Below are 25,093 nucleotides of genomic sequence, written 5' to 3' on the forward strand. Positions count from 1 at the left end.
CCGCGAATCGCGCGCGACGCGCGGCGGCCCGGTTCCGATTGGTGATGATTCCGGCGCCAATCCTGACCAGCAAATATTACTGTTTACGTCGCGGAATGTCGCAAAAGGTCAGGAATGCCGCCATACGCCACGCCCTTTCACTGTGATATGCTTGGTTCGTGGTGGGTGGAGTCTGACGTTGCCAATCGAGTACTTTATGAAACGCAGCCAGGGGCGGCGCCCCCGGACTTATCTTGCGCTCGGCGTCGGCATGGCCGCGGCCTATGCGGCCGTGAAGTACGAGTTCGGCGCGCTGACCCTTGGTCTCGCAGCGGTGTATCTCGCGCTGGTCCTGCGCCGGTTGATCCTTAACCCGGCCACCGGATTCCGGCTCGGCCAGACCCGGATCGACTGGTTCACCGAGAGGGGTACCGAGAGCGCCGCGCTCACCGACCTCGTCGGCGTCACGATCTCGCGCAGCCCCGAGGGCCGCACGGTCTGCACCCTGACCCTGCGCGGCGGCCGCGCGATCACGCTTTCGGGGGTCGAGGATCTCGATCCGAAGCGGCTGATCCGCGAATTCATGCGCCGCGGCATTCCGACCGAGGCCTGCTGACCGAGGTGCGTCCGCCTCAGGCGTCGGTATTCCCGCAATAGCTCTGCTGGCTGGTCCACTGCGCCATGTCGGCGCGTTTCGCGGCCGAGCGCATCGGCGCCCAGTCGCGCGCCACGCCGCGCCAGCCGCCGGTGCCGTCCGAGACGATGGCCCCGTCGCGCCCGACCTGGCGCGCCGCGATCTTGACCGCGCAGGCGAGGTTCGCACCGCCATCGGTCAGCCCGGCCGTATCGGCCGCGTCGCAGTCATAGGCCCGCGCGGTCTGCGGCGCGATCTGCATCAGGCCGATCCACTGGCCGCCGCCGCCCTTGGCCTTGGGGTTCCAGGTGCTCTCATGCTTGGCCAGCGCCGAAAAGAGGCCGGCCCAGAACGCCCGACGCTCGGGCATCGTCGCCTCGACGTAGTTCGGGCAGAAGGTCTCGATATCGGCCGGTACCGTCGAGGCGAGAATCGCCCCCTCCGCCCTCAGCGCCTCGAGCGTCGCCGCGGTCCATTCCGCTGCCTCTGGCCGGTGGTCCCAGCGCATCGCCGGGAGGAACGCGGCCTGATCGACCGTGCCGCCGGACTCCACGCAGGCAGCCGGGAGCAGGGCGAGAACGAAGGCCAGCGGGCGGGCCAGGGGCGGGAACGATGCCATCGGATCGGCAGCCATGATGCACCGGACCCTCGCGCCGGCGCCGGGGAGAATGCCCGGATCGCCGGGCCGTGCAACCGCAGCGCATGAGCATCGGCGGATAACCGCCTGAATTCCCCTGCTTCGCCCGGCACCCCACTCCGCAGCCCTCCGTCGCGAAGGCGTATCCGGACCAAGCCTCATTGGGCTTTCCGCGCCTCCCGGCGCCGCCCGCGCCGTCCCGCGTAAAGGCCCCGCGCCATCGCGGCGCCTGTGGATGCTTGCGCCCCGCACGCGGAGCGAAAGGCGCGCTCCGCCGTGCCGGCTTCTGCCAGCGCCGCGATTCTCCCCCTTCGAATCGGTCTCGGCGGGACCGGGCGCTCGCCGCAACGTGATCCCGCCGTGACCGCCACGGCGGCTATGGATAGGAGCCGAAAGGAGGCCCGATGCGCCGCCCCGCCGCCGCCCTCGTCCTTGCGCTGCTCGCCGCCACGGCCGCAGCACAGGACCGCGCCGGCCGCAACACGCCGGGCGACTGGGTCGTCACCCACCACCGCCATTTCGGTCTCTGGGACTCGGTCTGCGACGAACGGCAGGAGGGCGCATCCATGCACCGGCGCTGTTACATCCGCTATGTGGAGGTCTTCTCGCACCGGCCCGCCTTCGCCGCGCATTTTCTCTTCGTGACACCCGAGGGCGCGGACCTGCGGATCGAATACGGCTCCGAGCCCGGCACCCGCTTCGCCAAGGACGGCCACCGCATCGAGACCGGCGGCGCGACGGTCTGGACCGCGACCCGCGCCGGCTGCCTCGCGGGCGGGAACTGCATCTTCACCGGCGCCGAGGCGGCCGAACTCTACGCCCGCCTGCGCGCCGGCGGCACCTGGCGCTTCGACTTCGCCGACCGCCACGGCGCCTTCCGGCAACTCGCCTGGGATCTCGCGCCCTTCGCCGCGGCGGCGGCCGATTTCGAAGCCGAAGCCGCCGCCCGCGGCCTGCGCTAGCCGGAAACCACCGGCGGGGTATGGTCCTCGCCCCAGTCGTAGAGCGCCTGCATCACCGGCCCGAACGCCCGGCCCTTCTCGGTCAGCGCGTAGTCCGCGCGCGGCGGGTGCTGCGAATAGACCTCGCGCGCAACGAGCCCTGCCTCCTCGAGCTTCTTCAGCCGCGCCGAAAGCGTGTTGGGCGACAGGCCGAGCTCGGCCTGAAGGTCGGCAAAGCGCCGGTTTCCCTCGAGAAAGAACTCGCGGAGGATCAGGAGCGACCACTGGTCGCCGACGATGTTGGTGGCCCTGAGGATCGGGCAGTTGTCGCGTGCGGCTCGTTTCATCGGCGGAGGATAACACTCTCGTTACGGATCCGGAATTTACTATTATTTATATAGTCACTATATATTTTGTATTCAATCGAAAGGATCCCGCCATGATCGACCTCATCCTCGACACCTATGTCCGCAGCTTCGCCGTCCTCCTGCCGGCGGCGGTGACTGCCTTCGTCTCGCTCCACGCCCATGAGGCCGGCCTGCCGCACGGCCGCGTCGTCGGCGCCGCCCTTGCCGTCGCCGTCGCGCTCGGTCTCTGGTCGGCCGGCGCTGCCCAGCTCGCCGCGAACGGCCTCCTCGACCCGCCCGCCACCGCCCTTGAACCGCCCTACATCCTGATGATCCTCACGGGCGGCGCGCTCTTCCTCTGGGCGCTGGCGCGGGCGACGGCGACCGGGCGCCGGATCACCGACACGATGGGCCAGGAGGTCCTCATCGGCTTCCAGTCCTTCCGCGTGATGGGCGGGATCTTCCTTCTCGGCTGGGCCGCCGGCGTCATCCCGTGGCAATTCGCGCTGCCCGCCGGGCTCGGCGATATCTGGGCCGGGGTCGCCGGCTACCGGGCGATGCGCGCCGTGACCCGGGTCGAGGCGGATGCCCGCGCCAAGGTGATCCGCGCCAACGTCATCGGGCTTGCCGATTTCGCCGTCGCCGTCCTGATGGGTGTCACCACCTCCGACGGCATGTTCCAGCTCTTCTCCCATAACGCGCCGAACATCATCAACGCCTGGCCGCTCGGCCTCTTCCCGGCCTTCTTCGTGCCGATCTTCATCGCCTTCCACCTCCTCTCGCTTGGCAAGCTGCGCGAGACCGACAAGGCGATCGCCGCCTGACTCCGGCCACGCAAACCCTTGCCGGCCCCGGCCCGCTCCCTTAGAAAGCGGGCCGGACAGCCGAAGGACCAAGCCCATGCTCGACCTGACCTTTGAGACCCCGAAACCCAAGGTGATTTCCGGCGCCAAGGAGGACTGGGAGCTGGTGATCGGCCTCGAAGTCCACGCCCAGGTCTCCTCGAAGGCCAAGCTCTTCTCCGGCGCCTCGACCGAGTTCGGCGCCGAGCCGAACTCCAACGTCGCCTTCGTCGACGCCGCCATGCCCGGCATGCTGCCCGTCATCAACGAGTTCTGCGTCGCCCAGGCGGTCAAGACCGGCCTTGGCCTGAAGGCCGCGATCAACCTGCGTTCCGCCTTCGACCGCAAGAACTACTTCTACCCCGACCTGCCGCAGGGCTACCAGATTTCGCAGCTCTACCACCCGATCGTCGGCGAGGGCGAGGTGATCGTCGACATTGGGCCGGGGATCGCCCGCCGCGTCCGGATCGAGCGCATCCACCTCGAACAGGATGCCGGCAAGTCGATCCACGACCTTGACCCCACGATGTCCTTCGTCGACCTCAACCGCACCGGCGTGGCACTCATGGAGATCGTCTCGCGCCCCGACATCCGGGGGCCGGAGGAGGCGGCGGCCTACGTCGTCAAGCTCCGCCAGATCCTGCGCTACTTGGGCACCTGCGACGGCAACATGCAGAACGGCAACCTCCGGGCCGACGTCAACGTCTCGGTCTGCCGGCCGGGCGATTACGAGAAATACCAGGCGACGCAGGACTTCTCGCATCTCGGCACGCGCTGCGAGATCAAGAACATGAACTCCATGAGGTTCATCCAGCAAGCCATTGAATTCGAAGCGAGACGCCAGATCGCTATCATCGAGGACGGCGGCAAGGTCGTGCAGGAAACCCGGCTCTACGACCCCGACAAGGGCGAGACCCGCTCGATGCGCTCGAAGGAAGAGGCGCATGACTACCGCTACTTCCCCTGCCCCGACCTCCTGCCGCTGGAGATCGAGCAGGACTGGGTCGACGGTATCGCGAAGTCGATGCCGGAGCTTCCCGACGCCAAGAAGGCGCGGTTCGTGAATGACTACGGCATGACCGAATACGACGCCAACGTGCTGACGGCGGAAGTCGAGAACGCCGCCTTCTTCGAGGCGGTGGCCAAGGGCCGCGACGGCAAGCAGGCCGCGAACTGGGTCATCAACGAGCTTTTCGGCCGCCTCAACAAGGAAGGCCACGCCATCGCCGAAAGCCCGATCTCGGCGGCCCAGCTCGGCGGCGTCCTCGACCTCATGGCCAAGGGCGAGATCTCCGGCAAGATGGCCAAGGACCTCTTCGAGATCCTCTGGACCGAGGGCGGCGACCCCGCCGAGGTCGCGGCCAAGCACGGCATGAAGCAGGTCACCGACACCGGCGCCATCGAGGCCGCCGTGGACGAGGTGATCGCCGCCAACCCCGCGCAGGTGGAAAAGGCGCGGGCCAACCCGAAGCTCGCCGGCTGGTTCGTCGGCCAGGTCCTGAAGGCCACCGGCGGCAAGGCCAACCCGGCCACGGTCAACGAGCTGGTGGCGAAGAAACTCGGGCTCTGAGCCCGAGCCAGCCCCCGCATCCCGGCGACACTCCCCGTCAAGCCGGGCCGGATTTCCGGCCCGCGCGCCACACTTTCGCCGGCTCCTTCGGTCACAGAACGGGAACCGGACACCGGATCCGGCTGCGGGGAGAGTGACGATGACCGAGACCGTCTGGCTGAGCGTGGCGCCGCAGAAATCGCAGATAACCGCGTGGTTCGAGATGGAAGATCGCGTAGTCCCCGGATTACAGCGTTCGAACAACGCCATGTTCCACGGGGGAGGGGGGCATCTGGACCCCAACCTTCTGCCGCAGCGGGCGGTCGAAGATGTCGGCCGCAAGGTGACGCGGCTTCCGCACCTGTTCAAACTGAACGGCTTCCTCTGCGTGACCGAAAAGGCTGCGGCGGTGCTGCGCGCCCATGATCTGGGCGGCGGCGGGCTCTATCCACTGGAGCTGGTGCGGCGCGACGGGGTGACGCCGGTGCCGGGGCAGTTCTGGGCGCTGAATTTCGGCGCGAAGAAGAACGCGCTGAGTATCGAGGAGAGCCGGAACATCCACGGCCATCCCCAGCATGGGTTCAGCCCCGAACTCTGGGCAAAGGACGATGACATCGCGGTCACTCCGAACGCGCTCGAAGGTGCCGATATCTGGGGCGACGAGCTGGTGGATACCGGCTTCTTCGTCAGCCCGAAACTCGGCGCCGCGCTTCACAAGGCCGGGCTCGCCAAGGCCTTTCACCTGATGCGTTGCCGCATCGTCTGAGACGCGCGCCGCCTGCCCCCGTGACGTCCCCGCCCGAGACCCACGTCCGGCGCCGCCCCCTTACCCCAGCAGCAGAGCCCCCTCCCCGCCAAGCCGGGCCGGATTTCCGGCCCGCGTGCCACACTTTCGCCCGCTCCTTCGGTCACAGACCGGGAACCGGACACCGGATCCGGCACCGGGAGAGTGACGATGACCGAGACCGTCTGGCTGAGCGTGGCGCCGCAGAAATCGCAGATCAGTTCCAAGTTCACGATGGAAGACCGGGTTGTTCCGGCAGCAGTGCGTGAGGACAATGCAATGGCCCATCGGGGAGGGGGGCATCTGACCCCCAACCTTCTGCCGCAGAAGGCCATCGAGCAAGTGGGCCACAAGATCAAACGATTGCCCAATCTATTCAAGATCAACGGCTTTCTCTGCGTGACCGAAAAGGCAGCGGCGGTACTCAGGGCGCATGATCTGGGCGGCGGCGGGCTCTATCCGCTGGAGCTGGTGCGGCGCGACGGGGTGACGCCGGTGCCGGGGCAGTTCTGGGCGCTGAATTTCGGCGCGAAGAAGAACGCGCTGAGTATCGAGGAGAGCCGGAACATCCACGGCCATCCCCAGCATGGGTTCAGCCCCGAACTCTGGGCAAAGGACGATGACATCGCGGTCACTCCGAACGCGCTCGAAGGTGCCGATATCTGGGGCGATGAGAGTATCAGGGTCGGCTTCTTCGTCAGCCCGAACCTCGGCCGCGCGCTTCACAAGGCCGGGCTCGCCAAGGCTTTTCACCTGATGCGCTGCCGCGTGGTCGGCGACCGCCCCGGACAGCCGGAATGACCCGGCCTCAGCGGCGCGACAGCGATTGTTTTCAGCCGGTTACCGGACTTTCCTGCGAGGATTTCCGCCGACCGCTCGAAGCCTGCCTCGCCGTCACCCTTGCCGAAATGCCCCGCTTCCGCTAATTGGCGCGGGTCCCGCCCGAGGTGCGAAGAGGCCCAGATGCAGACTTTCGAATACAAGGTCGTCCCCGCTCCCAACCGGGGCGAGAAGGCGCCGGGGCTCAAGACGCCGGGCGACCGCTTCGCCCATGCGCTGGCGCAGCTGATGAACGACCTCGCCCGCGACGGCTGGGAATATGTCCGCGCCGACACGCTGCCGTCGGAGGAACGCGCCGGCATCACCCGCCGCACCACGGTCTACCACTCGGTCCTCGTCTTCCGCCGCCCGCGCGGCGAAAAGCAAGCCGAGGAGGCGCCGCGCCGGCTTCTCGCGGTCGATGCCCCCACCGGCCGGGCGCCGCGCCTGCGCCACGAGGGCGAGGCGCGCGCGCCGGGCAGCGACGCCAAGCGCGACTGACGCCACCCAAGCGATTGTGTCCGCGCCGTTTCACGGCGATACTCGCGCTCCACAGATGCTGGAGGCGCCCATGATCGCGATCCTGAAGATCGTCCACCTGCTTGCGCTCTCGGTCGGGCTCGGCGGCGGAGTCGCCACGCTGATCGTGCGCTGGACCGCCGCCAAGGCCGACCCCGCGCTCGGCGGCCGGATCGCGCTTCGGATCAGCCGCGCGGGCTTCCTCGCGATCCTCGTGCTCTGGGCCACCGGGATCGCGCTCGCCACCCGTGCGGAGGCTGCCGGCCAGACGTTCGGGCTCTTCTTCTGGCTCAAGATCGCCGCGGCGCTGGTCCTGACCGGGGCGATGCTGACGTTTCAGGTCCGGGCGCTGAGACCCGGCCCCGAGGTCGCCGCCCTCGCCCGCCTGCTCTCGCCGCTGATGCTCGGCGCGTCGACGCTCGCAGTGGTCTTCGCCGTCCTCGCCTTCGGCTGAACCGACCCCGCCGGACCTTGGCACTTCCCTCCCCCTCGTGGGGAGGGGGGGCGCCCCCCACCCCCATCCCCTCCCCACGAGGGGGAGGGGAGCCGTCCGTCCCCGGCGCCGCGCCTTTCGGTGAGGGCGGTCTAGCCCGCGACGTCGATCGCCAGCGCGTGAATCCGGCCGACAAGTTCGGGCCCGATCGCGGCATGGACCGCCCGGTGCCGTGCGACCCGGCCCATGCCCTCGAAGGCCGGGGCGCGGATCACCACGCGGAAATGGGTCTCGCCGCCCTCGCGCCAGCCGGCATGGCCGCGATGGCTCTCACTCTCGTCGATGACCTCGAGCCGCTCCGGCGCGAAGGCCGCCTCGAGCCGCGCGTGGATTTCCGCCCTAACCGCCATTTTTTTACCTGCCCCCTTCAAAGCGCCGCGAAATGTCCTAGAATTGGCACCCCGAGTCGGAAAGGCAATAGACGAAGACACCATGACCAGACCCGACCCCTTCGGTTTCGACATTTCGGCCGCTTCCGACAAGAAGAAGCGCACCAAGGGCCGTCGCGGCATGTCCGGCGCCTTCGAGACCTCGAGCCGCGAATGCGAACATGCCGGCTGCACCGAAACCGGCCAGTACCGTGCGCCGAAGTCGCCCGACCAGCTCGACGACTATTTCTGGTTCTGCAAGGAACACATCCGCGAATACAATCTGAAGTGGAACTTCTTCCAGGGCACCACCGACGACGAGTTCCAGAAGTTCCTCGACAAGGACCGGGTCTGGGGCCGCGAGACCAAGCCCTTCGCCAAGAAGGGCACCGAGGACCGCGCGTGGGCACGGCTCGGCATCGAGGATCCGATGGAGATCCTCGGCGCCAATGCCACCCAGAACCCCGGCCGCGCCACGGTGGGCCGCAAGCTGCCGCCGACCGAGCGCAAGGCGCTCGAGATCCTCGAGGCCAAGGACAGCTGGACCAAGGTCGAGATCCGCAAGCAGTACAAGAGCCTCGTAAAGGACCTGCATCCCGACATGAACGGCGGTGACCGCTCGGACGAGGATCGGCTGCAGGAGGTTGTCTGGGCCTGGGACCAGATCAAGGACAGCCGCAACTTCAAAGACTGAGCGGGTCGTCGTCCGGAACCAGCCAGCCGCGATAGCGCACGATCGGCCCGGAAAGCGGGTGCGACAGGGCGACGTCGAAGGTGGCCCGGCCCTGCGCGTCGACGCCTTCCAGCGTCTCGCTCACCGGCAGCAGTAAGCGCGGGAGCGGGAGCCCGAGGATCCGCCCCGACAGCACCGGGTAGGCCAGCCAGCCCGCGTGTGCGGTCAGGCCGATATGGAACGACAGCGGCCCGAAGCGCTCGACGATCCCGCGGCCCTGTCCACCGGCGGGCGTGAGATGCGAGCGGAAGCGCCGTCCGGCGAAGCTTCGCGTCCAGACTTCGCCCGCCCCCCGGCGCTGCATCTCGACGCTGACGGCGCAGTCCTGCGTCGCGGGCGGAAAGCCCATCGCCCATCCGATCAGCCGCGCAAGGCGGCCCTGCCCGCGCACCACTTCGGCGCGGCCCGCCCAGCGGCGCAGGTCGATCACCCGGTGCAGCGCCCGGATCGGCTCCGGCAGCGCCGCAAGGCTGCCGCCCAGCGCCTCCGCGAACAGCAGCGGGAAGCGCGCGCCCTCCTCCTCGAGCGTGATGTCGATCGACGACCGGGCCAGCTCGGCGGCGAATGCGGGCACCCCGAACTCGGCCAAGCAGGGCCGCGCGCCGGGGCGCGCCCCGCCGCCGAGCAGTTGCTGCAGCACGATCCGCGCCGGCAGCGTCGGCACCTGCGGCCCGTCGCCGGCACCGGCGCGCAATCGCCATTCGCGCTGGACGGCGTCGCCGCCGGGCATGATGCCGGCCACCACCACCTGCATCCCGCCCCGGTCGGAGCCGAACGGTTCGAGCCGCGCCGCGATCCAGCGCAGCGCCGCGCCAAGCGGCACGAGGTTTCGGACCAATCCGGCCCGGACCGGCAGTGACAGGAACCACAGCCCGCCGTGCATGAGCCGCAGCTCCAGCCCGGCCCGGAACACGACCGATCGGGCCCGGAACCGCTCCGGGAAAAGCAAGAGGTCCGGCGCGCCGATCAGGCTCGCCCAGCGGGCACGCTCGCCGGCAAAGAGCGCGATCCCGACCGGCTGGTCCCAGCCGCGGCCCTCGGTCCAGCGGCTGCCGCGCCACAACCTGATCCGCTGCCCGGCCTGCGCGAGGATCGCGCGCACGACCGAAACGCCCCGCGGCGCGCGGTTGCCGGGCAGGATGGCGATGTCGATCAGGTGCAGGTCGTCGATGCCCCGGCAGAGATGCTCCACCACCGCCGACGACAGCGCGGGCACGCTCGACACCCCCGACAGGACCTGGACTCCCGCCGCGCGGGCCGGAACGTCGAGCGCACCGATTCCGGCGGTGAATGCGGCGTCGTCCGAGAGGTCGAGATAATGCGCCCCCGCCGCGACCGCCGCCCGCGCCAGCCGGTAGGGGTCGGCGCCATAGGCCTGGAACGGACCGGCCGCGTCGATCACCGCGACGGGGCGCAGCGCCGCGATCCGCGCCTCGAGATCGGGCGCATCGCGGTCCAGCCGCTCCGCCCGTCCGCCGTGCCGCGCCGCGAACCGCTCCGCCGCCGCGCGGTCGCGCCCGGCGACGATCACCTCGACCTGAGGCTCGCGGAGGAGCGCGATGCAGAGCCGCGAGCCGAAGACGCCGGTGCCGCCAATGACGAGGACCGGCCTAGTCAATCAGCCGCGCCCGCAATTCGGGGGGCGGCGCGGCGCAGGCGCGCCGGCCGGCGATGCGGTAGCGGTTCCGGGCGATCCGGTCGTAGATCCAGTCGCCCCCCGGCAGGTGGCGCGTCAGCGCCAGCCAGCGCCACGGCCGGCCGAGCGCCGCCATCGCCGCCGCGAAGGCCCGCATCTTCACATGCGCCCTGCCGTCGACGATCACGATGTTGGTCGTCATCGCCACCGGATCGAGCCCGTGCCTCAGGTAGAGCGCCCGCCCGAGGTCCGATTGCGCGGTGACGAAGCGGAAGCGCCCGGCCCGGTCGTGACGGTGCATGAAGCGGGCGAAGCCCGAGCAGAAGACGCAGGTCGCATCGAAAACGATCAGATCCGCAAGGTCGTGCCGCATCGCATCCCCGCCCCCTATGTCCCGGTGCTAGCAGGAGAAAACACGCCCGGCAATGCGACGGATCGCCCTCAGGCGGGCCGGAACGTGAGCGCGAGCCCGTTCATGCACTAGCGCAAATAGTCCCTGGTCAGGAACCTGCATCCCGACATGAACGGCGGCAACCGCGACGACGAGGATCGGCTGCAGGAGGTTTTCTGGGCCTGGGACCAGATCAAGGACAGCCGCAACTTCAAGGACTGACCGCCCTCAGCCGCGCAGCACGCGCCGCCGCGCCCTGAGCCGCCCGGCCGCCATCTTCATGAAGGCCGCGACGCGGGGCACGCGGCGCTTCTCCGGCGTCGTGATCAGCCAGAGATGACTGACCATCTCGGGCGGCGGGGGGAAGCATCGCTGAAGGTCGCGCTCGCCGTCGCCGTGAAAGCAGGGCAAGGCGCCGACCCCGACGCCCGCGCGCAGGACGCCCGTGAGGTTCATGATCGTGTTCGAGACCCCGGCGACCCGCACGGGATCGGCATGGGCCATGAACCACAGCGAGCCCCGCCGTTCCGCCACCCGCCCGCCGACGGCCACGACGGCGTGGTTTGCAAGATCCGCAGCCGAAGCGGGAACGCCATTGCGGGCGGCATAGTCGTGGCTGCAATAGGCGGTCCAGCCGACATCGGCGACCCTGAAGCCCCAGAGCCTTTCGTCGATCCCGCCGTCCGATGCGCGGACGGCGACATCCGCCTCGCCGCGCAGAAGGTCGAGCACGTTTTCCGAACTGTCGTATTCGATCTTCACGTCGGGATGGTCGCGCCGGAACTCCGCGACGACCGGCGCGACGAGGTGGCTGAAGACGACCTCGGGCGCGGTGACGCGGATCTGCCCCGCAAGCGTCCGCTTCAACCCGCTCGCGAGCCGCGCGAGATCCTCGGCCTGGCTCCGCATCGGCTCCGCCGCCGCCGCAAGCAGACGCCCCTCCTCGGTCAGGCGGAAGCCCTGCGGCGTCCGCTCGAACAGCGCGAGCCCCAAAGCGTGCTCCAGAACGTCCATCCGCCGACTGACCGTGGTCTGGCTGAGGCGAAGTGCTGCCGCGGCGGCACGGGTAGATCCGGCCCCGGCCACGGCGAGAAACAGGCGGACGTCGTTCCAGTCGAACATGCCGGCCACTGCAGAAATGCAGAACGGTTCATCATTATCCCGAATTCCCGATTCTGCACAGGCCCGGCAGAAAACCTCTATCCGGCGCGGCCCGCGCCATCGCCCCGAGAGAGGACACACCGTGACCTACCACTTCCCCTATTACCCCGTGAAGACACGGGAAATGCACAATCACCACATGGATTCGACGATCTGGAACGACTTCCGTTTCCGCGACGACGACATCGTCATCTCGACCTACGCCAAGTCCGGCACGACCTGGACGCAGAAAATCGTCAGCCAGTTGATCTTTGCGGGCGCCGAGGGGCTCGACGTGGCCGCCATGTCGCCGTGGCTCGACCTCCGCGTGCCCGCGCGGGCGGAGAAGCTCGCCGCGCTCGAGGCGCAGACCCACCGGCGCTTCATCAAGACCCACCTGCCGGTCGATGCGCTCGTCTTCTCGCCGCGCGCCAGGTACATCTATATCGGCCGCGACGGGCGCGACGTCGCGTGGAGCATGTACAACCACCACGCCACTGCCAACGACTTCTGGTACGAGGTGCTGAACGACACGCCGGGCCGCGTCGGCCCCGCGATCGGGCGCCCTCCCGCATCGGTCCGCGACTACTTCACCGACTGGATGCGGCGGGACGGTCATCCCTTCTGGCCCTACTGGGACAACATCCGGACCTGGTGGGCGGTGCGCCACCTGCCCAACGTGCATCTCACGCATTTCGAGGCGCTGAAGGCCGACATGCCGGGCGAAATCCGCAAGATCGCGGATTTCCTCGGGATCAGGATCGACCCCGCGAACTGGGATGCCATCCTCGAGCATTGCAGCTTCGACTACATGAAGGCCCATGCGCCATCCGTCGTGCCGCTCGGCGGCGCCTTCTGGGAGGGCGGCGCGCCGACCTTCATCAACAAGGGCACGAACGGACGCTGGCAGTCCGTCCTGAGCGCGGCGGAAAGCGCGCGCTACGAGGCCCGGGCGCTTCTGGAGCTCGGCCCGGACTGCGCGGCCTGGCTCAGCACCGGGCGCCGGAGCACGTCGAACGATGACCAGGACGCAAGCTCGCTGAAATACCTGACCCACGATCGACGTTGATCGTCCGGCTGTGGGCAGGGACAACTTTTGGCCTGCAGGGTCATCGGTGCGATCGTTCCACGGCGATCGTGCCGATGCCTTCGGGCGGCCCAGGCCACGCCGCTCTACCGCGACGCGCAATGGGGGTCCGACACGCGCCCACGTCAACCCTGCCAACCTCGTCGGCCCGGTCGCGGTTCAGGGCTGGTCGGCGGTCCCGATCAGGTTTGCGATCTGCTGCCGGTCCTCGACGCTCCAGGCCCCGGAATCCTCGCCGTGCGCGATGCGCGCATGGGTTTCGATCAGCGCCCAGACTTCGGCTTCGGTGGCGGCCGTCACCTTGCCGGGACAGGACTCCATCCCGGGATAATCCGCGCAGGCATAGCTGTAGGTCTTGGCCATGATGCGTCTCCTTCTTGGCGTGGCGTTTCAGGGGAACCGATCGAAAGCCTTCAGGCGCTTGTCCAGCGCGACCCAGGGCTGCCGGTGTGCCAGGTAGACGTTGGAGGTCGGCACGGCCGCCGCGGGATCGTCGAGCGTCGCGGACATGACCGCGGTGTCGGTCCAGTCCTCCCCGGCATAGGTCAGCGAGGTACCGCAACGGGAACAGAACCCCCGCTCGACACCGGGCGACGAGCGGTAGACCGTCAGCTCGCCGCGCGTGACCGCGAAGTTTTCCGGCGCGACCGCCGTGTAGGTCGCGACACCCGCCCCGACGGCGCGCTGGCACGACCGGCAGTGGCAATGGGCCGAATAGGTGAACGGCCCCGTCAGCCGGTACCGCACCGCTCCGCACATGCAGCCGCCCTCGTGGATCGTCCTAGCCATGTCCGCCTCCCCGGATCGGTTCCCCGGCCCATGCTTTCAGCGGCACGGTCAAAAAGCGATTCAGATCTTCTGCGCATCTGTTAGGATTTCTGACAGATGCAATGGAGCGACCTGCCCCCTCTGAACAGCCTCAGGGCCTTCGCCGCGCTGGCCGAAGCGGGCAGTTTCGTCGCGGCCGGACGCGCGCTCGGGGTGTCGCACGGGGCGGTGACCCAGCAGGTCCGCGCGCTCGAGGACCGGCTTGGCACGGCCCTGGTCGAGCGGCGCGGCCGCGGCGTCGGCCTGACCCCCGAGGGGGCCGATCTGGCCCGGTCGCTTGCCCAGGGCTTCGGCACCATTCACGCCGCCGTCTCCAGCCTCGCCGGGGCGGAGAGGCAGCGTCCGGTCGAGATCACGATGTCACCGGCCTTCGCGACCTGCTGGCTCATGCCCCGCCTCGCCGGGTTCCGCCGCCGCCATCCCGGCATCGCACTGACCCTGATCCCGACCTCGGAGATCATCGAGCCGCGCCCCGGCGGCGTCGATGTCGCCATCCGCTACGCCGAGCGCGGAAGGGCGCCGCCGGATGCCACGGCGGTGCTCGTCGCCGACATGGCGGCCGTCGCCGCCCCTGCGCTCCTCGCCGGGCGCCGCATCGCGCGGCCCGAGGATCTCGGCGCGCTGCCATGGCTCGAGGAACTCGGCACCAGCGAGGTCCGGGACTGGATGAGCCGCAAGGGCGCCGGCGCCGCGCGCCCGCCGGTCTCGCAAATGCCGGGCAACCTGATCATCGAGGCGCTGCGCCGCGGCGAGGGCGTGACCTACACCGCCCTGCCCTTCGTCGCCGAGGAGATCCGCCGCGGCGCCCTGGTCTCGTTCTTTGCCGATCCCGGCTTCGGCATCTACCACATCCGGACGGCGGAGGGCGCCGGCCGCGCGGCGTCGCGGACCTTCCTGCGCTGGCTGTGCCGCGAGACGGAACGCTCCCCGCTCACGCCGCCCTGAACACCAGCGCCAGCCCGTTCATGCAGTAGCGCTTGCCGGTCGGTTTCGGCCCGTCGTCGAAGACATGGCCGAGATGGCCGCCGCAGCGGCGGCAATGGACCTCGGTCCGCCGGCCGAGGAGCCCCCAGTCCGGCTTCGTGCCGACCGCGTCCGGCAAGGGCTCCCAGAACGAGGGCCAGCCGGTGCCGCTGTCGTATTTCGTCTCCGAGGAATAGAGCGCGAGGTCGCACCCCGCGCAGTGAAAGGTGCCCGCCCGCTTCTCGTCGTTGAGCGGGCTCGTATAGGCCCGCTCGGTCGCCTCCTCGCGCAAGACCCGGTACTGCGCCGGGGTCAGGAGCTTCCTCCACTCCGCCTCGCTGCGCGTGATCTCGAAGCTCTCGGCCGCCGTGATCCGCCCGGCACCGGCCCAGAAAGCCAGCCCCGCCGCGCCGAGTGCCAGCGCTCCCCTGCGTGTCGTCATCGCATCTCTCCTCGGCCCTACTGCCCGGTCGCGGCCGATCATGCCCCGAACGCCGGCCTCCCCGCGGTAAAACCTGCGCGAAACCCGGTCGCAATCGCGTGATGTCGCAATCGGACGCCCGGATTTCGCCGCCGCTCTTGCACGCCCGGACGTTATGCTCCATCAAAGCGCCGTGGCGCGTCCGGGGGCCGACGCGCGGTCAGGACATGGCGGACAAGATGCTCGACACGATAGCGAAACCCACCGAGGAAATCTCCGTCCGGGAGGTCTTCGGCATCGACACCGAGATGAAGGTCAAGGGCTTTACCGAGAAGACCGACCGCGTGCCGGAGATCGACCCGACCTACAAGTTCGACCCCGACACCACGCTCGCGATCCTCGCGGGCTTCGCCTACAACCGGCGCGTCATGATCCAGGGCTATCACGGCACCGGCAAGTCGACCCATATCGAGCAGGTCGCCGCGCATCTGAACTGGCCCTGCGTGCGGGTCAACCTCGACAGCCACATCAGCCGGATCGACCTCATCGGCAAGGACGCGATCAAGCTCCGCGACGGCAAGCAGGTGACCGAGTTCCACGAGGGCATCCTGCCCTGGGCGCTCCGCAATCCCGTCGCCATCGTCTTCGACGAATACGACGCCGGCCGCGCCGACGTGATGTTCGTGATCCAGCGGGTGCTGGAGCATGACGGCAAGCTGACGCTCCTCGACCAGAACGAGATCATCACGCCGCACCCCTCGTTCCGGCTCTTCGCGACCTCGAACACCGTGGGCCTCGGCGACACGACCGGACTCTACCACGGCGTCCAGCAGATCAACCAGGCGCAGATGGACCGCTGGTCGATGGTGGCGACGCTGAACTACCTCAGCCACGATGCCGAAAGCGCCATCGTTCTGGCCAAGAACCCGCATTACAACACCGAGAAGGGCCGCAAGACGATCTCCCAGATGGTGACCGTCGCCGACCTCACCCGCACCGCCTTCATGAACGGCGACCTCTCGACCGTGATGAGCCCCCGGACGGTGATCAACTGGGCCCAGAACGCCGAGATCTTCCGCAACACCGGCTACGGCTTCCGCCTCACCTTCCTCAACAAGTGCGACGAGCTCGAACGCCAGACCGTGGCCGAGTTCTACCAGCGCTGCTTCGACGAGGAACTCCCCGAGAGCGCGGCGAGCCAGAGCATCCGGTGATGCGGCCGGGGCGTTCGCTCGGATTTTGGCTACCGGGACTGGCGGTCTCCCTCGTCGCTTCGGCTGCCGTGGCAGAGAAAACCAAACTCTCACCCATTGCACCAACCGAGGTTCAAGACGCGGTTCTTGATAATCGACAGCGATGCGCCGTGTTCTTCGATGCGGTCGTCATGCAATACGAACTGCATCGGGATGGTCGTGTACCCGGCTTTAAACCCGGATATGAAACGCCATTTGCCTTCGCGTGGAGCGACGAGATCAGAAATTGGGTGGAGAGAAATCGCGCGCAGGAAAAAGCTGATGCGCAGCGTCTGTTTCAAGCTTACGCCGACAGCTTTGGCCCGATCACTTTCCCCGAAGCTGTCTCGAACCGCGAGTTGTACCAGAGTGACAAGAGCTATTGCCTAGAACTGGTGGAGACGGACCGTGACGCAGCGGACTGACACCCCCGCCGATCCGTTCAAGAAGGCCCTGCTTGCGGTGGTTGGCTGTCTGACCCTGACGGGCGCAAACGTTGCCCATGGCGCTCCTTGCTGGGGCGGGAGCGTAACGAAACTTGAGCCCACGCCAGAACAGAAGACCCAGATCGCCCAGCGTTTCGCGTTGGTATGTCGAACGAGAACTCCCCAAACCGGCCAACCGATAAGACTCTTCACACTGCCCGACCGTACCGCGATATATGACCCTGAACGCGCGCCAACCTATGTCGATCTCGTGGTGTCCGAAATCGTGCAGTCCGGACCCGACCAGTTCCTTGGCGGCGCCGTCGGTACGACGAACCGTTGCCCGGCACTGACTCGTGTCGAAACCGATGCCGATGGCAAGGAAGTCACGCTGAACCACTGGTATCTGCTCTCCGCCGACCTGTACTGCGAACTCAAGCAACCGGGTGAGGAATGACCCACCGCTCCGACAACCCCGCCGATCCGTTCAAGAAGGCGCTGGCCGAGGCCACCAAGACGATGGCCGACGACCCGGACCTGACGGTCTCCTATTCCGTCGATCCGCCGGGCATGACCGCCGACACGATGCGGCTGCCGCAGGTCTCGCGCCGAATGACGCGCGAGGAAGTGCTGATCGCCCGCGGCACGGCGGACGCCTTCGCGCTCCGCCACCGCCACCACGACCTCAAGGTCGCCGCGAAATACCTGCCCCAGGGCCAGATGGCGCGCGATCTCTACGAGGCGATGGAGACCGCCCGCTGCGAGGCGGTGGGCGCGCGGGCCATGCCCGGCACGCTCGGCAATATCGACGCCAAGATCGGCGCGGAGGCCGAGCGCAAGGGTTATTCCCAGATCCGCTCGGCGCAGGAGGCGCCCTTGGCGCAGGCCGCGGGCTATCTCGTCCGTCACCTCGCGACCGGGCGCAAGATGCCCGGCGGTGCCCAGAACGTGATGGAGCTCTGGCGCCCCTTCATCGAAGAGCAGGCCGGCGGCACGCTTGAGCATGTCGACGAGGTGCTGGCCGACCAGGCCGCCTTCGCCCGCCTCGCCCGGCAGGTGATCAAGGACCTCGGCTACGGCGACCAGCTCGGCGACGACCCGGACATGGAGGACGAATCCGAGGGCGACGAGGCCCAGCAGGAAGAGCAGGAAAGCCCCGAGAGCGAGGAAGGCGAGGACCAGTCCGAGGAATCCGAAGCCAGCCCCGAGCAGTCCCAGGACGAGCAGGACGACCAGTCCCAGGCCGAAGTCACCATGGACGACATGGCCGAGATGGAGGACGGCGACGAGGCCGAGATGCCCGAGGGCGAGGCGCCGCTGGAGCCGCCCCCGCCCCCGCCGCATTCCGACGCCGATCCGAACTATTCCGTCTACACCACGGATTTCGATGAGGAAATCAAGGCCGAGGACCTGGCCGAGCCGGCCGAGCTCGAACGCCTGCGCGCCTATCTCGACCAGCAGCTCGAACCCCTGAAAGGCGCGGTCTCGCGGCTCGCCAACAAGCTCCAGCGCCGGCTTCAGGCGCAGCAGAACCGGTCTTGGGAGTTCGACCGCGAGGAAGGCATCCTCGACGCCGGACGCCTCGCCCGCGTGGTCGCCAACCCGACGACGCCGCTGTCGTTCAAGGTCGAGAAGGACACCGAGTTCCGCGACACCTGCGTGACGCTCCTGATCGACAATTCCGGTTCGATGCGGGGCCGGCCGATCTCGATCGCCGCGATCTGCGCCGACGTCCTCGCCCGCACGCTCGAACGCTGCCAGGTCAAGGTCGAGATCCTCGGCTTTACCACCCGCGCCTGGAAGGGCGGCCAGAACCGCGAACGCTGGCTCGCCGCCGGGCGTCCGGCGCAACCGGGGCGGCTCAACGATCTGCGCCACATCATCTACAAGCCCGCCGACGCGCCGTGGCGGCGGACCCGGCCCAACCTCGGGCTGATGATGAAGGAAGGGCTCCTGAAGGAGAACATCGACGGCGAGGCGCTGGAATGGGCGCACCGGCGGATGATCGGGCGGCCCGAGCAGCGCAAGATCCTGATGGTGATCTCCGACGGCGCGCCGGTCGACGATTCGACGCTCTCGGTCAATCCCGCGAACTACCTCGAGAAGCACCTGCGCGACGTGATCGCGATGGTCGAGAAGCGCAAGGCGGTGGAGTTGATCGCCATCGGCATCGGCCATGACGTGACCCGCTACTACCAGCGCGCGGTGACGATCACCGATGTCGAGCAACTGGCGGGCGCGATGACCGAACAGCTCGCCGCGCTTTTCGACACCGACCCCAGGGCGCGGGCACGGGTGATGGGGATGAAGAAGGCGGGCTGAATCCCGCCCCTACCTCTCACGAGCGTCTGTACGAAAGCTGCACGCTTGCTGTACGGAAGACAGACGCAAATCAGACGCTTGCCGCCCCTGTCGGACGGCGCGGGGGGAGAATGCCCATGTTCCAGAGCTTCAAGTCCACCGCCCGCCCGGAACAGGGCCCGCCCCGCCTCGCCGCCCTCCGCACGGTGATCGACGAGGCCGGTCTCGACGGCTACATCGTGCCGCGCGCGGATGCCCACCAGGGCGAATACGTCGCCCCCGCCGACGCCCGTCTCGCCTGGCTCACCGGCTTCACCGGCTCGGCCGGATTCTGCATCGCGCTGCGGAAAATCGCCGGGGTTTTCATCGACGGCCGCTACCGGACGCAGGTGAAATCGCAGGTCGATACCGGGGCCTTCACCCCGGTTCCCTGGCCCGAGGTGAAACCGGGCGCCTGGCTCAAGGACCAGATTCCCGACGGCGGCCGCATCGGCTTCGACCCCTGGCTGCACACGAAAAAGGAGATCGACGAGATCGAGGCCGCACTCAAGGGCAGCGGCGTCGCGCTCTGTCCCGAGCGCAACTTCGTCGACCTGATCTGGGCCGACCGCCCCGCGCCGCCGCTCGGTCCGGTGGCGATCCAGCCCTTCGACCATGCTGGCGAGACGGCCGAGGCCAAGCGCATCCGGCTCGGCGCCGAACTGGCCTCGGCGGGCCAGGAATCGGCGGTGCTGACGCTGCCGGATTCGATCTCCTGGCTTCTCAACATCCGCGGCTCCGACATCGAGCGGAACCCGGTCGTGCAGGCCTTCGCGATCCTGCACGCGACCGGCCGGCTCACGCTTTTCATCGCGCCCGAAAAGCTCTCCGACGCGGTCCGTGCCCATCTCGGCCCCGACGTCACGCTGCGCCCGCCCGCAGCCCTCGCCCCGGCGCTGCGCACCCTCACCGGGCCGGTCCGCCTCGACCGCGCCACCGCCCCCCTGCAGGTGGCGCTGGAACTCGAGACCGCGGGTATCGAGATCGCCTGGGGCGCCGATCCCTGCCTGCTGCCGAAGGCAAAGAAGAACGCCGCCGAGATCGCCGGGATGGAGGAGGCGCATCTCAGGGACGGCGCGGCGATGGTCGAGTTCCTCGCCTGGCTCGACGCCGAGGCGCCGCAGGGCGGGCTGACCGAGATCGACGTGGTCCGGGCGCTCGAAGGATTCCGCCGAGCGACGAACGCGCTGAAGGAGATCAGCTTCGAGACGATCTGCGGCGCGGGCCCCAACGGCGCGATCATGCACTACCGGGTGACGGAGGAGACCAACCGGCCGCTGAAGCCGGGCGAGATCGTGGTGATCGATTCCGGAGGCCAGTATCTCGACGGCACGACCGACATCACCCGCACCGTCTCGGTGGGACCGGTGGACCCCGAGGCCAGGGCCGCCTTCACCCGCGTGCTGCAGGGCATGATCGCGATCTCGCGCCTGCGCTGGCCGAAGGGCGTGGCCGGTGCCCATCTCGATTCCATCGCGCGCTACAACCTCTGGCTCGCCGGTCAGGACTTCGACCACGGTACCGGCCACGGCGTGGGCGCCTATCTCTCGGTCCACGAGGGGCCGCAGCGCCTGTCGCGAACCGGCGAGGTGCCGCTTGAGCCCGGCATGATCCTCTCGAACGAACCCGGTTACTACCGCGAGGGCGCCTTCGGCATCCGGATCGAGAACCTGATCCTGGTTGAGGAGGCGCCGCCCCTGCCGGGTGGCGACGCCCATCGCAAGATGCTCACGTTCCGCACCTTGACCTTCGTGCCGATAGATCTGCGCCTGATCGACGCCCAGGCCTTGACCGGGGCCGAACGGGCGTGGATCAATGCCTACCACGCGGAGGTCGCGGCCCGGATCGGTCCGCGAGTCTCGGCGCCCGCGCGCGACTGGCTCGCGACGGCGACGAAACCGGTCTGACATATTCCTGAAGGACTGTTCGGCGAGAATTGGGCCCCGATCGGGCCAGATGGAGGTATGAGATGACAGACCAGATGCGGATCTACATGGCGGAGGGCACCTGGGTCGTTCGAGCCGCCGGGGCGGTTATCGGCGAGAGCGCCCGCGCGCTCGAACTCAGCGGTCCCGGCGGCGCGCCCGTGATCTACTTTCCGCGCGACGATATCGCCATGGCCTTCCTCGACCGCAGCGAAAAACAGACGGCCTCCCCCGTCCTAGGCACGGCGAGCCACTACACGATTGCCGCCAAGAGCGGCCCCATCGCCGACGCGGCGTGGAGCTACGAAACCCCGGCCGCCGGGATGGAGGCGATCGCCGGCCATCTCGCCTTTGCCCCCGACAAGGTCACGGTCGAGCGGCTCTGACCACGATTTTTCTGCGAAAAATCAACGAACTTTCGCAGAAAATTCGGGTTCACCCGATCAGCTGTGCTCCTCGGCCGCGGTGTCGGCAAGCGCGGCCGCATAGGACCTGAGCGCGTCAGTCTGAAAGACCGCGCCGAGCAGCACAGGCTCGCCGGTCTCGGGATCCGGCTTCGTGATCGGCACGAAATCCGCCCCGGTCTTCTCGAAGAGCCGCAACGCCGTCTCGAGTGTCTGCGTCGCCCCAAGGACGACGCCCTGCCCGATCAGGTCCCTGCAGGCCGCCTCCGGGGCCGCGCGGGCATGATCCACCGGGCGCAGGATCGTCGCGAGCCGGATCGTCTCGGCGAGATAGGCTTGCGGACCGGCCGCGAGATGCACGCCGCGCCGTTCGAGCTGGGTCAGGAAGAAGGACCGGGCAACGAGCCGCGAGGCGAGCGCGGTCGACAGCGATACCGCCGTCATCACCGCGAGCCCGGTCTGCCAGTCGCCGGTCAGCTCGAAGACGATCAGCGTGGTCGAGATCGGCGCCCCCAGCACCGCCGCCGCCACCGCGCCGGTGCCGGCGAGCGCGTAGACCGTCTCCGCCCCCGACACGTCCGGCAGGACGCCGGTCGCGATCAGGCCGAAGGCGAGCCCGGTCAACGCGCCCACGACGAGTGCGGGCGAGAACATGCCGCCGCCCATCCGCCCGCCCATCGTTACCGCCACCGCGATGACCTTGACGATGGCGAAGATGATCGCGGTCGAAAGGCCGATCTGTCCGGTGAGCGCCGCCGCCGTCGTCTCGTAGCCGACCCCGATGATGTGGGGAAACGGGATCGCGATGGCGCCGAGGACCGCGCCCGCCAGCATCGGCCGCAGGTAGCGCGGGAGCCCGGTCGCGGCCTGCACCCGGTTGCCGATGTCCTCGGCGAAGATCACCGAGCGCATGAGCACCGCCGCCACCAGCCCCGACACGAGGCCGAGGAGCAGGAAGGCCGGCAGTTCGACATAGAAGGCGAGCCCGCCCTCCTCCGGCAGCATGAACTCGGTGACGCCGCCGAATTCCAGCCGGTTGATCACCGTGCCCGCGACCGAGGCGATGGCGATCGGCGCGAAGGCATGGACGGCGAAGTGCCGAAGAACCACTTCGAGCGCAAAGATCGCCCCGGCGATTGGCGCGTTGAAGCTCGCCGAGACGGCGGCCGCCACCGCGCAGCCCAGAAGGTCGCGCCCGGTGATGCCGTTGGCGCCGATCCGGTTCGAGACCCAGGTCGAGATCACGGCGGCGAGGTGCACGACCGGCCCCTCGCGCCCCGACGAGCCGCCCGAGCCGAGCGTGATCAGCGAGGCCGCCGCCGAGGCGAGCCCCGCGCGCTGCTCGACCCGCCCCTCCTTCAGCGCCGCGCCCTCGATGACGTCGGCAACCGCCCTTACCCGCCCGTCCGGCGTGAACCGGTCGAGGATCAGCCCGACCACGAGCCCGCCGAGGATCGGCACCGTCAGCACCCACCACCACGGCAGCTCCCCCGCGACCGAGGCGAGGCGAACGTCATCGCTGCCGTAAAGGAAGGTCTGGAGCCAGCCGATCCCCTTGCGGAAGAAGAGCGCGGCGGTGCCGGCCGCGATCCCGATCGCCAGCGCGATGAACCAGAACTGGACCTGGCTCGGCCCCTTCGTCCGCATCACCGCGAGCCCCCGTGCCGCTTCGGCGCGGATCGCGGCGGCCTGGCGGCCGATCCAGTTCGGAGTATCGTCTTCCACCCGGCACTTTTCCGCGAGCCGTCCCCGTCAGGGCTTCCCCGGCCCGCCCGCTTGGCCTAGGGTCCCGGCGCCCGTCCCGAGGTCCAGATGCCCCACGACACAGCACTTGCCGAACTTGCTTCCTTCTTAGGAGATCGCCTCGCGCGGTCCAAGCCCGAACGCGAAGCTCATGGCCGGAGCGAAACCTGGTTTCCCGAAACGCCGCCCGACGCGGTGGCTTACCCGGAGACGAGCGCGGAGGTCTCCCGTATCATATCCACCTGTGCGAGGCTCGGCTGCCCGGTCACCGCCTGGGGCACCGGCACCTCGCTCGAGGGCCACGCGCTCGCGGTCCGGGGCGGGGTCAGCCTCGACATGAGCCGCATGAACCGGGTCCTCGCGATCCGCGCCGAGGACATGCAGGCGATCGTCCAGCCGGGGCTCACCCGCGAGGCGCTGAACTCCGATTTGCGCGCGACCGGGTTGATGTTCTCGGTCGATCCCGGCGCCGATGCCTCGCTCGGCGGCATGGCCGCGACCCGCGCCTCCGGCACCACCTCGGTGCGCTACGGCACGATGCGCGACAATGTCATGGGGCTCGAGGTCGTGCTGGCCGATGGCCGCGTCATCCGCACCGGCTCGGGCGCGCGCAAATCCTCCGCCGGCTATGACCTTACCGGGCTTTTCGTCGGCTCCGAGGGCACGCTCGGCATCATCACCGAACTGACCCTGAAGCTCCACGGCCAGCCCGAGGCGATCTCGGCCGCCGTCTGCGCCTTCGACGATTTCGAGGCGGCGGTCCGGACCGTCATTGCGACGATCCAGATGGGCATCCCGATGGCCCGGATCGAGTTCGTGGACGAGACGGGTGCTGCCGTCTTCAACGCCGCGAATGGCACGGACCTGCCGGAAAAACCGCATCTGATGGTCGAGTTCCATGGCTCCGAGCTCTCTGCCGCCGAGGACGCGAAACGGTTCGGGGAGATCGTTGCAGAGATGGGCGGGGCGCATTTCGACTGGGCGACCACGACCGAGGACCGGAACCGGCTCTGGAAGATGCGGCATGGCGCCTACCCGGCCTGCCTCGCCTTCCGTCCCGGTTCGATGGGCCTTGTCACCGACATCTGCGTGCCGATCTCGCGTCTCGCCGAGGCGGTGCGGGAAACGCGGGCGGATATCGCCGAGAGCGGCCTGACCGGGCCGATCATCGGCCATGTCGGGGACGGCAATTTCCATTCCGTGCTGCTGATCGAGCGCGACAACGCGGCGGAACTGAAGGCCGCCAAGGCGCTCGCCCACCGGATGGCGGAACGGGCGCTGAGGCTCGGCGGCACGATCACCGGCGAACATGGCGTCGGCATGGGCAAGAAGGATCTGATGGAGATGGAGCATGGCGCGGCCTGGGAGGTCATGGCGCGGATCAAGCGGGCGTTGGACCCCGACGGCATCCTCAACCCCGGCAAGGTGGTCGAGGTGAGCCAATGACGCTGTCCGCCCCCGAAACCTTCGTCCGCGCCTTCGCCAATGCCTGGGCGGTGCGAGACGCGAAGGCCATCGCCGCGCTTTTCGCCGAGGACGCGGATTTCCTCACGCTGACCGGCCACTGGGCCGAGGGTCGCAAGGCCGTCGAAGAGACGCTCGCGGGCGAGATGGCCGGCGCGTTCGCGCGCGCGAAGCTGGTGACCGGACGCACCAAGCTGCGCACGGTCGCGCCGGGCGTGGCGCAGATCATGCAGCGCTATGTGCTCTCGGGCATTCTCAATGCCGACGGCTCCGATGCGGGCCGGGTCGGCGCGATCCTCTCGGCGGTTCTGGTCGAGGGACCGCAGGGCTGGACGGTGGCGGCGGCGCAGTTCACGGCGGAAGGGTGAGCGGCGGTCGGGCCGCAGGGCCCGACCGATCGCTCCGGTGGAGCGATTGAAGCCGCGAACGCGCGCCGCGCAGGCGGCGGG

29 protein-coding genes and 1 pseudogene are annotated in these 25,093 nt (G+C 68.7%); 20 read left to right on the forward strand and 10 right to left on the reverse strand.

The window, feature by feature from the left end:
- The first annotated feature begins 196 nt into the window (after positions 1 to 196).
- Entirely contained in the window at positions 197 to 595 is a 399-nt protein-coding gene (locus OM960_RS09570; RefSeq protein ID WP_264771806.1) for a hypothetical protein, read from the forward strand.
- A 16-nt stretch (positions 596 to 611) separates the two neighbouring features.
- Here the strand turns inward: OM960_RS09570 and OM960_RS09575 are convergent, their stop codons facing one another.
- On the reverse strand, positions 612 to 1,247 hold the full coding sequence (locus tag OM960_RS09575) for a lytic transglycosylase domain-containing protein (protein WP_263334499.1): 636 nt from the start codon (positions 1,245 to 1,247) through the stop codon (positions 612 to 614).
- A gap of 407 nt (positions 1,248 to 1,654) precedes the next feature.
- Between OM960_RS09575 and OM960_RS09580 the strand changes: the two genes are divergently transcribed.
- Positions 1,655 to 2,212 carry a hypothetical protein gene (locus OM960_RS09580; protein WP_263334496.1) on the forward strand — a complete coding sequence of 186 codons (558 nt, stop codon included), beginning with the start codon at positions 1,655 to 1,657 and terminating at the stop codon, positions 2,210 to 2,212.
- Here OM960_RS09580 and OM960_RS09585 read toward each other — a convergent pair.
- Positions 2,209 to 2,538 (reverse strand): winged helix-turn-helix transcriptional regulator, encoded by a 330-nt coding sequence (locus OM960_RS09585; RefSeq protein ID WP_263334494.1) that lies wholly within the window; start codon positions 2,536 to 2,538, stop codon positions 2,209 to 2,211. The two genes, OM960_RS09580 and OM960_RS09585, sit on opposite strands and share 4 nt — an antisense overlap.
- Before the next feature lie 92 nt (positions 2,539 to 2,630).
- Here OM960_RS09585 and OM960_RS09590 point away from each other — a divergent pair, with 92 nt between their 5' ends.
- From OM960_RS09590 to OM960_RS09615, 6 genes are all read left to right on the forward strand, one after another.
- Positions 2,631 to 3,362 carry a DUF8737 domain-containing protein gene (locus OM960_RS09590; RefSeq protein WP_263334492.1) on the forward strand — a complete coding sequence of 244 codons (732 nt, stop codon included), beginning with the start codon at positions 2,631 to 2,633 and terminating at the stop codon, positions 3,360 to 3,362.
- A 76-nt stretch (positions 3,363 to 3,438) separates the two neighbouring features.
- Complete coding sequence (gatB, locus tag OM960_RS09595) at positions 3,439 to 4,950, forward strand: Asp-tRNA(Asn)/Glu-tRNA(Gln) amidotransferase subunit GatB (RefSeq protein WP_264771807.1); 1,512 nt, start codon at positions 3,439 to 3,441, stop codon at positions 4,948 to 4,950.
- 139 nt (positions 4,951 to 5,089) lie between these two features.
- On the forward strand, positions 5,090 to 5,695 hold the full coding sequence (locus OM960_RS09600; protein WP_264771808.1) for an imm11 family protein: 606 nt from the start codon (positions 5,090 to 5,092) through the stop codon (positions 5,693 to 5,695).
- A gap of 189 nt (positions 5,696 to 5,884) precedes the next feature.
- Positions 5,885 to 6,514 (forward strand): imm11 family protein, encoded by a 630-nt coding sequence (locus tag OM960_RS09605; RefSeq protein ID WP_264771809.1) that lies wholly within the window; start codon positions 5,885 to 5,887, stop codon positions 6,512 to 6,514.
- A gap of 162 nt (positions 6,515 to 6,676) precedes the next feature.
- Complete coding sequence (locus tag OM960_RS09610; RefSeq protein ID WP_263334485.1) at positions 6,677 to 7,033, forward strand: DUF4177 domain-containing protein; 357 nt, start codon at positions 6,677 to 6,679, stop codon at positions 7,031 to 7,033.
- A gap of 70 nt (positions 7,034 to 7,103) precedes the next feature.
- Positions 7,104 to 7,505, forward strand: a complete 402-nt coding sequence (locus tag OM960_RS09615; RefSeq protein ID WP_264771810.1) for a hypothetical protein — start codon at positions 7,104 to 7,106, stop codon at positions 7,503 to 7,505.
- A 131-nt stretch (positions 7,506 to 7,636) separates the two neighbouring features.
- On the opposite strand, the gene OM960_RS09620 is transcribed toward OM960_RS09615, so the two are convergent.
- Entirely contained in the window at positions 7,637 to 7,894 is a 258-nt protein-coding gene (locus tag OM960_RS09620; RefSeq protein ID WP_263334481.1) for a BolA family protein, read from the reverse strand.
- Between the two features lie 82 nt (positions 7,895 to 7,976).
- On the opposite strand from OM960_RS09620, the gene OM960_RS09625 reads away from it, so the two are divergent.
- The gene (locus tag OM960_RS09625; RefSeq protein WP_263334480.1) at positions 7,977 to 8,606 is read left to right on the forward strand and encodes a J domain-containing protein; all 630 of its coding nucleotides are present in this window, start codon (positions 7,977 to 7,979) and stop codon (positions 8,604 to 8,606) included.
- On the opposite strand, the gene OM960_RS09630 is transcribed toward OM960_RS09625, so the two are convergent.
- Together OM960_RS09630 and OM960_RS09635 are read right to left on the reverse strand one after the other, a co-directional pair.
- A complete protein-coding gene (locus OM960_RS09630; protein WP_264771811.1) occupies positions 8,596 to 10,263 on the reverse strand; it encodes a saccharopine dehydrogenase family protein in 1,668 nt (555 codons plus the stop codon). The genes OM960_RS09625 and OM960_RS09630 overlap by 11 nt on opposite strands.
- Positions 10,256 to 10,654: a thiol-disulfide oxidoreductase DCC family protein gene (locus OM960_RS09635; protein WP_264771812.1), complete on the reverse strand. Its 399-nt coding sequence runs from the start codon at positions 10,652 to 10,654 to the stop codon at positions 10,256 to 10,258. Before OM960_RS09635 ends, OM960_RS09630 begins: the two co-directional genes overlap by 8 nt.
- A gap of 120 nt (positions 10,655 to 10,774) precedes the next feature.
- Between OM960_RS09635 and OM960_RS09640 the strand changes: the two are divergent.
- Positions 10,775 to 10,894, forward strand: a pseudogene (locus OM960_RS09640) (molecular chaperone DnaJ); the annotation flags it as partial.
- Between the two features lie 6 nt (positions 10,895 to 10,900).
- Here the strand turns inward: OM960_RS09640 and OM960_RS09645 are convergent.
- Entirely contained in the window at positions 10,901 to 11,794 is an 894-nt protein-coding gene (locus OM960_RS09645; protein ID WP_264771813.1) for a LysR family transcriptional regulator, read from the reverse strand.
- Between the two features lie 121 nt (positions 11,795 to 11,915).
- Between OM960_RS09645 and OM960_RS09650 the strand changes: the two genes are divergently transcribed.
- Entirely contained in the window at positions 11,916 to 12,881 is a 966-nt protein-coding gene (locus OM960_RS09650) for a sulfotransferase domain-containing protein (RefSeq protein WP_264771814.1), read from the forward strand.
- Positions 12,882 to 13,058: 177 nt separating this feature from the next.
- On the opposite strand, the gene OM960_RS09655 is transcribed toward OM960_RS09650, so the two are convergent.
- Both OM960_RS09655 and OM960_RS09660 read right to left on the reverse strand, forming a co-directional pair.
- Positions 13,059 to 13,262 (reverse strand): DUF1059 domain-containing protein, encoded by a 204-nt coding sequence (locus OM960_RS09655; RefSeq protein WP_263334471.1) that lies wholly within the window; start codon positions 13,260 to 13,262, stop codon positions 13,059 to 13,061.
- A 27-nt stretch (positions 13,263 to 13,289) separates the two neighbouring features.
- Positions 13,290 to 13,688, reverse strand: a complete 399-nt coding sequence (locus tag OM960_RS09660) for a GFA family protein (protein ID WP_263334469.1) — start codon at positions 13,686 to 13,688, stop codon at positions 13,290 to 13,292.
- A gap of 96 nt (positions 13,689 to 13,784) precedes the next feature.
- On the opposite strand from OM960_RS09660, the gene OM960_RS09665 reads away from it, so the two are divergent.
- Positions 13,785 to 14,672 (forward strand): LysR substrate-binding domain-containing protein, encoded by an 888-nt coding sequence (locus OM960_RS09665; protein WP_264771815.1) that lies wholly within the window; start codon positions 13,785 to 13,787, stop codon positions 14,670 to 14,672.
- On the opposite strand, the gene msrB is transcribed toward OM960_RS09665, so the two are convergent.
- On the reverse strand, positions 14,659 to 15,132 hold the full coding sequence (gene msrB, locus OM960_RS09670; RefSeq protein WP_264771816.1) for a peptide-methionine (R)-S-oxide reductase MsrB: 474 nt from the start codon (positions 15,130 to 15,132) through the stop codon (positions 14,659 to 14,661). The two genes, OM960_RS09665 and msrB, sit on opposite strands and share 14 nt — an antisense overlap.
- A gap of 206 nt (positions 15,133 to 15,338) precedes the next feature.
- Here msrB and cobS point away from each other — a divergent pair, with 206 nt between their 5' ends.
- From cobS to OM960_RS09700, 6 genes are all read left to right on the forward strand, one after another.
- Entirely contained in the window at positions 15,339 to 16,325 is a 987-nt protein-coding gene (gene cobS / locus OM960_RS09675) for a cobaltochelatase subunit CobS (RefSeq protein ID WP_264771817.1), read from the forward strand.
- A gap of 68 nt (positions 16,326 to 16,393) precedes the next feature.
- Complete coding sequence (locus tag OM960_RS09680; RefSeq protein ID WP_264771818.1) at positions 16,394 to 16,768, forward strand: hypothetical protein; 375 nt, start codon at positions 16,394 to 16,396, stop codon at positions 16,766 to 16,768.
- Positions 16,752 to 17,225: a hypothetical protein gene (locus OM960_RS09685; protein WP_264771819.1), complete on the forward strand. Its 474-nt coding sequence runs from the start codon at positions 16,752 to 16,754 to the stop codon at positions 17,223 to 17,225. The genes OM960_RS09680 and OM960_RS09685 overlap by 17 nt, the downstream gene beginning before the upstream one ends.
- Positions 17,222 to 19,090, forward strand: a complete 1,869-nt coding sequence (gene cobT, locus OM960_RS09690) for a cobaltochelatase subunit CobT (protein WP_264771820.1) — start codon at positions 17,222 to 17,224, stop codon at positions 19,088 to 19,090. Before OM960_RS09685 ends, cobT begins: the two co-directional genes overlap by 4 nt.
- A 116-nt stretch (positions 19,091 to 19,206) precedes the next feature.
- Positions 19,207 to 21,015, forward strand: a complete 1,809-nt coding sequence (locus OM960_RS09695) for an aminopeptidase P family protein (RefSeq protein ID WP_264771821.1) — start codon at positions 19,207 to 19,209, stop codon at positions 21,013 to 21,015.
- Positions 21,016 to 21,077: 62 nt separating this feature from the next.
- On the forward strand, positions 21,078 to 21,419 hold the full coding sequence (locus tag OM960_RS09700; RefSeq protein WP_263334457.1) for a DUF427 domain-containing protein: 342 nt from the start codon (positions 21,078 to 21,080) through the stop codon (positions 21,417 to 21,419).
- 57 nt (positions 21,420 to 21,476) lie between these two features.
- On the opposite strand, the gene OM960_RS09705 is transcribed toward OM960_RS09700, so the two are convergent.
- Positions 21,477 to 23,084, reverse strand: a complete 1,608-nt coding sequence (locus tag OM960_RS09705) for a chloride channel protein (protein WP_264771882.1) — start codon at positions 23,082 to 23,084, stop codon at positions 21,477 to 21,479.
- Positions 23,085 to 23,249: 165 nt separating this feature from the next.
- Between OM960_RS09705 and OM960_RS09710 the strand changes: the two genes are divergently transcribed.
- Complete coding sequence (locus OM960_RS09710; RefSeq protein ID WP_264771822.1) at positions 23,250 to 24,626, forward strand: FAD-binding oxidoreductase; 1,377 nt, start codon at positions 23,250 to 23,252, stop codon at positions 24,624 to 24,626.
- Positions 24,623 to 25,012, forward strand: coding sequence for an SgcJ/EcaC family oxidoreductase (locus OM960_RS09715; RefSeq protein ID WP_264771823.1), 390 nt, complete (start codon positions 24,623 to 24,625; stop codon positions 25,010 to 25,012). Before OM960_RS09710 ends, OM960_RS09715 begins: the two co-directional genes overlap by 4 nt.
- The last annotated feature ends 81 nt before the right edge of the window (positions 25,013 to 25,093 follow it).

This window comes from Defluviimonas salinarum (assembly GCF_026013545.1).
Taxonomy (GTDB): Bacteria; Pseudomonadota; Alphaproteobacteria; order Rhodobacterales; family Rhodobacteraceae; genus Albidovulum; species Albidovulum salinarum.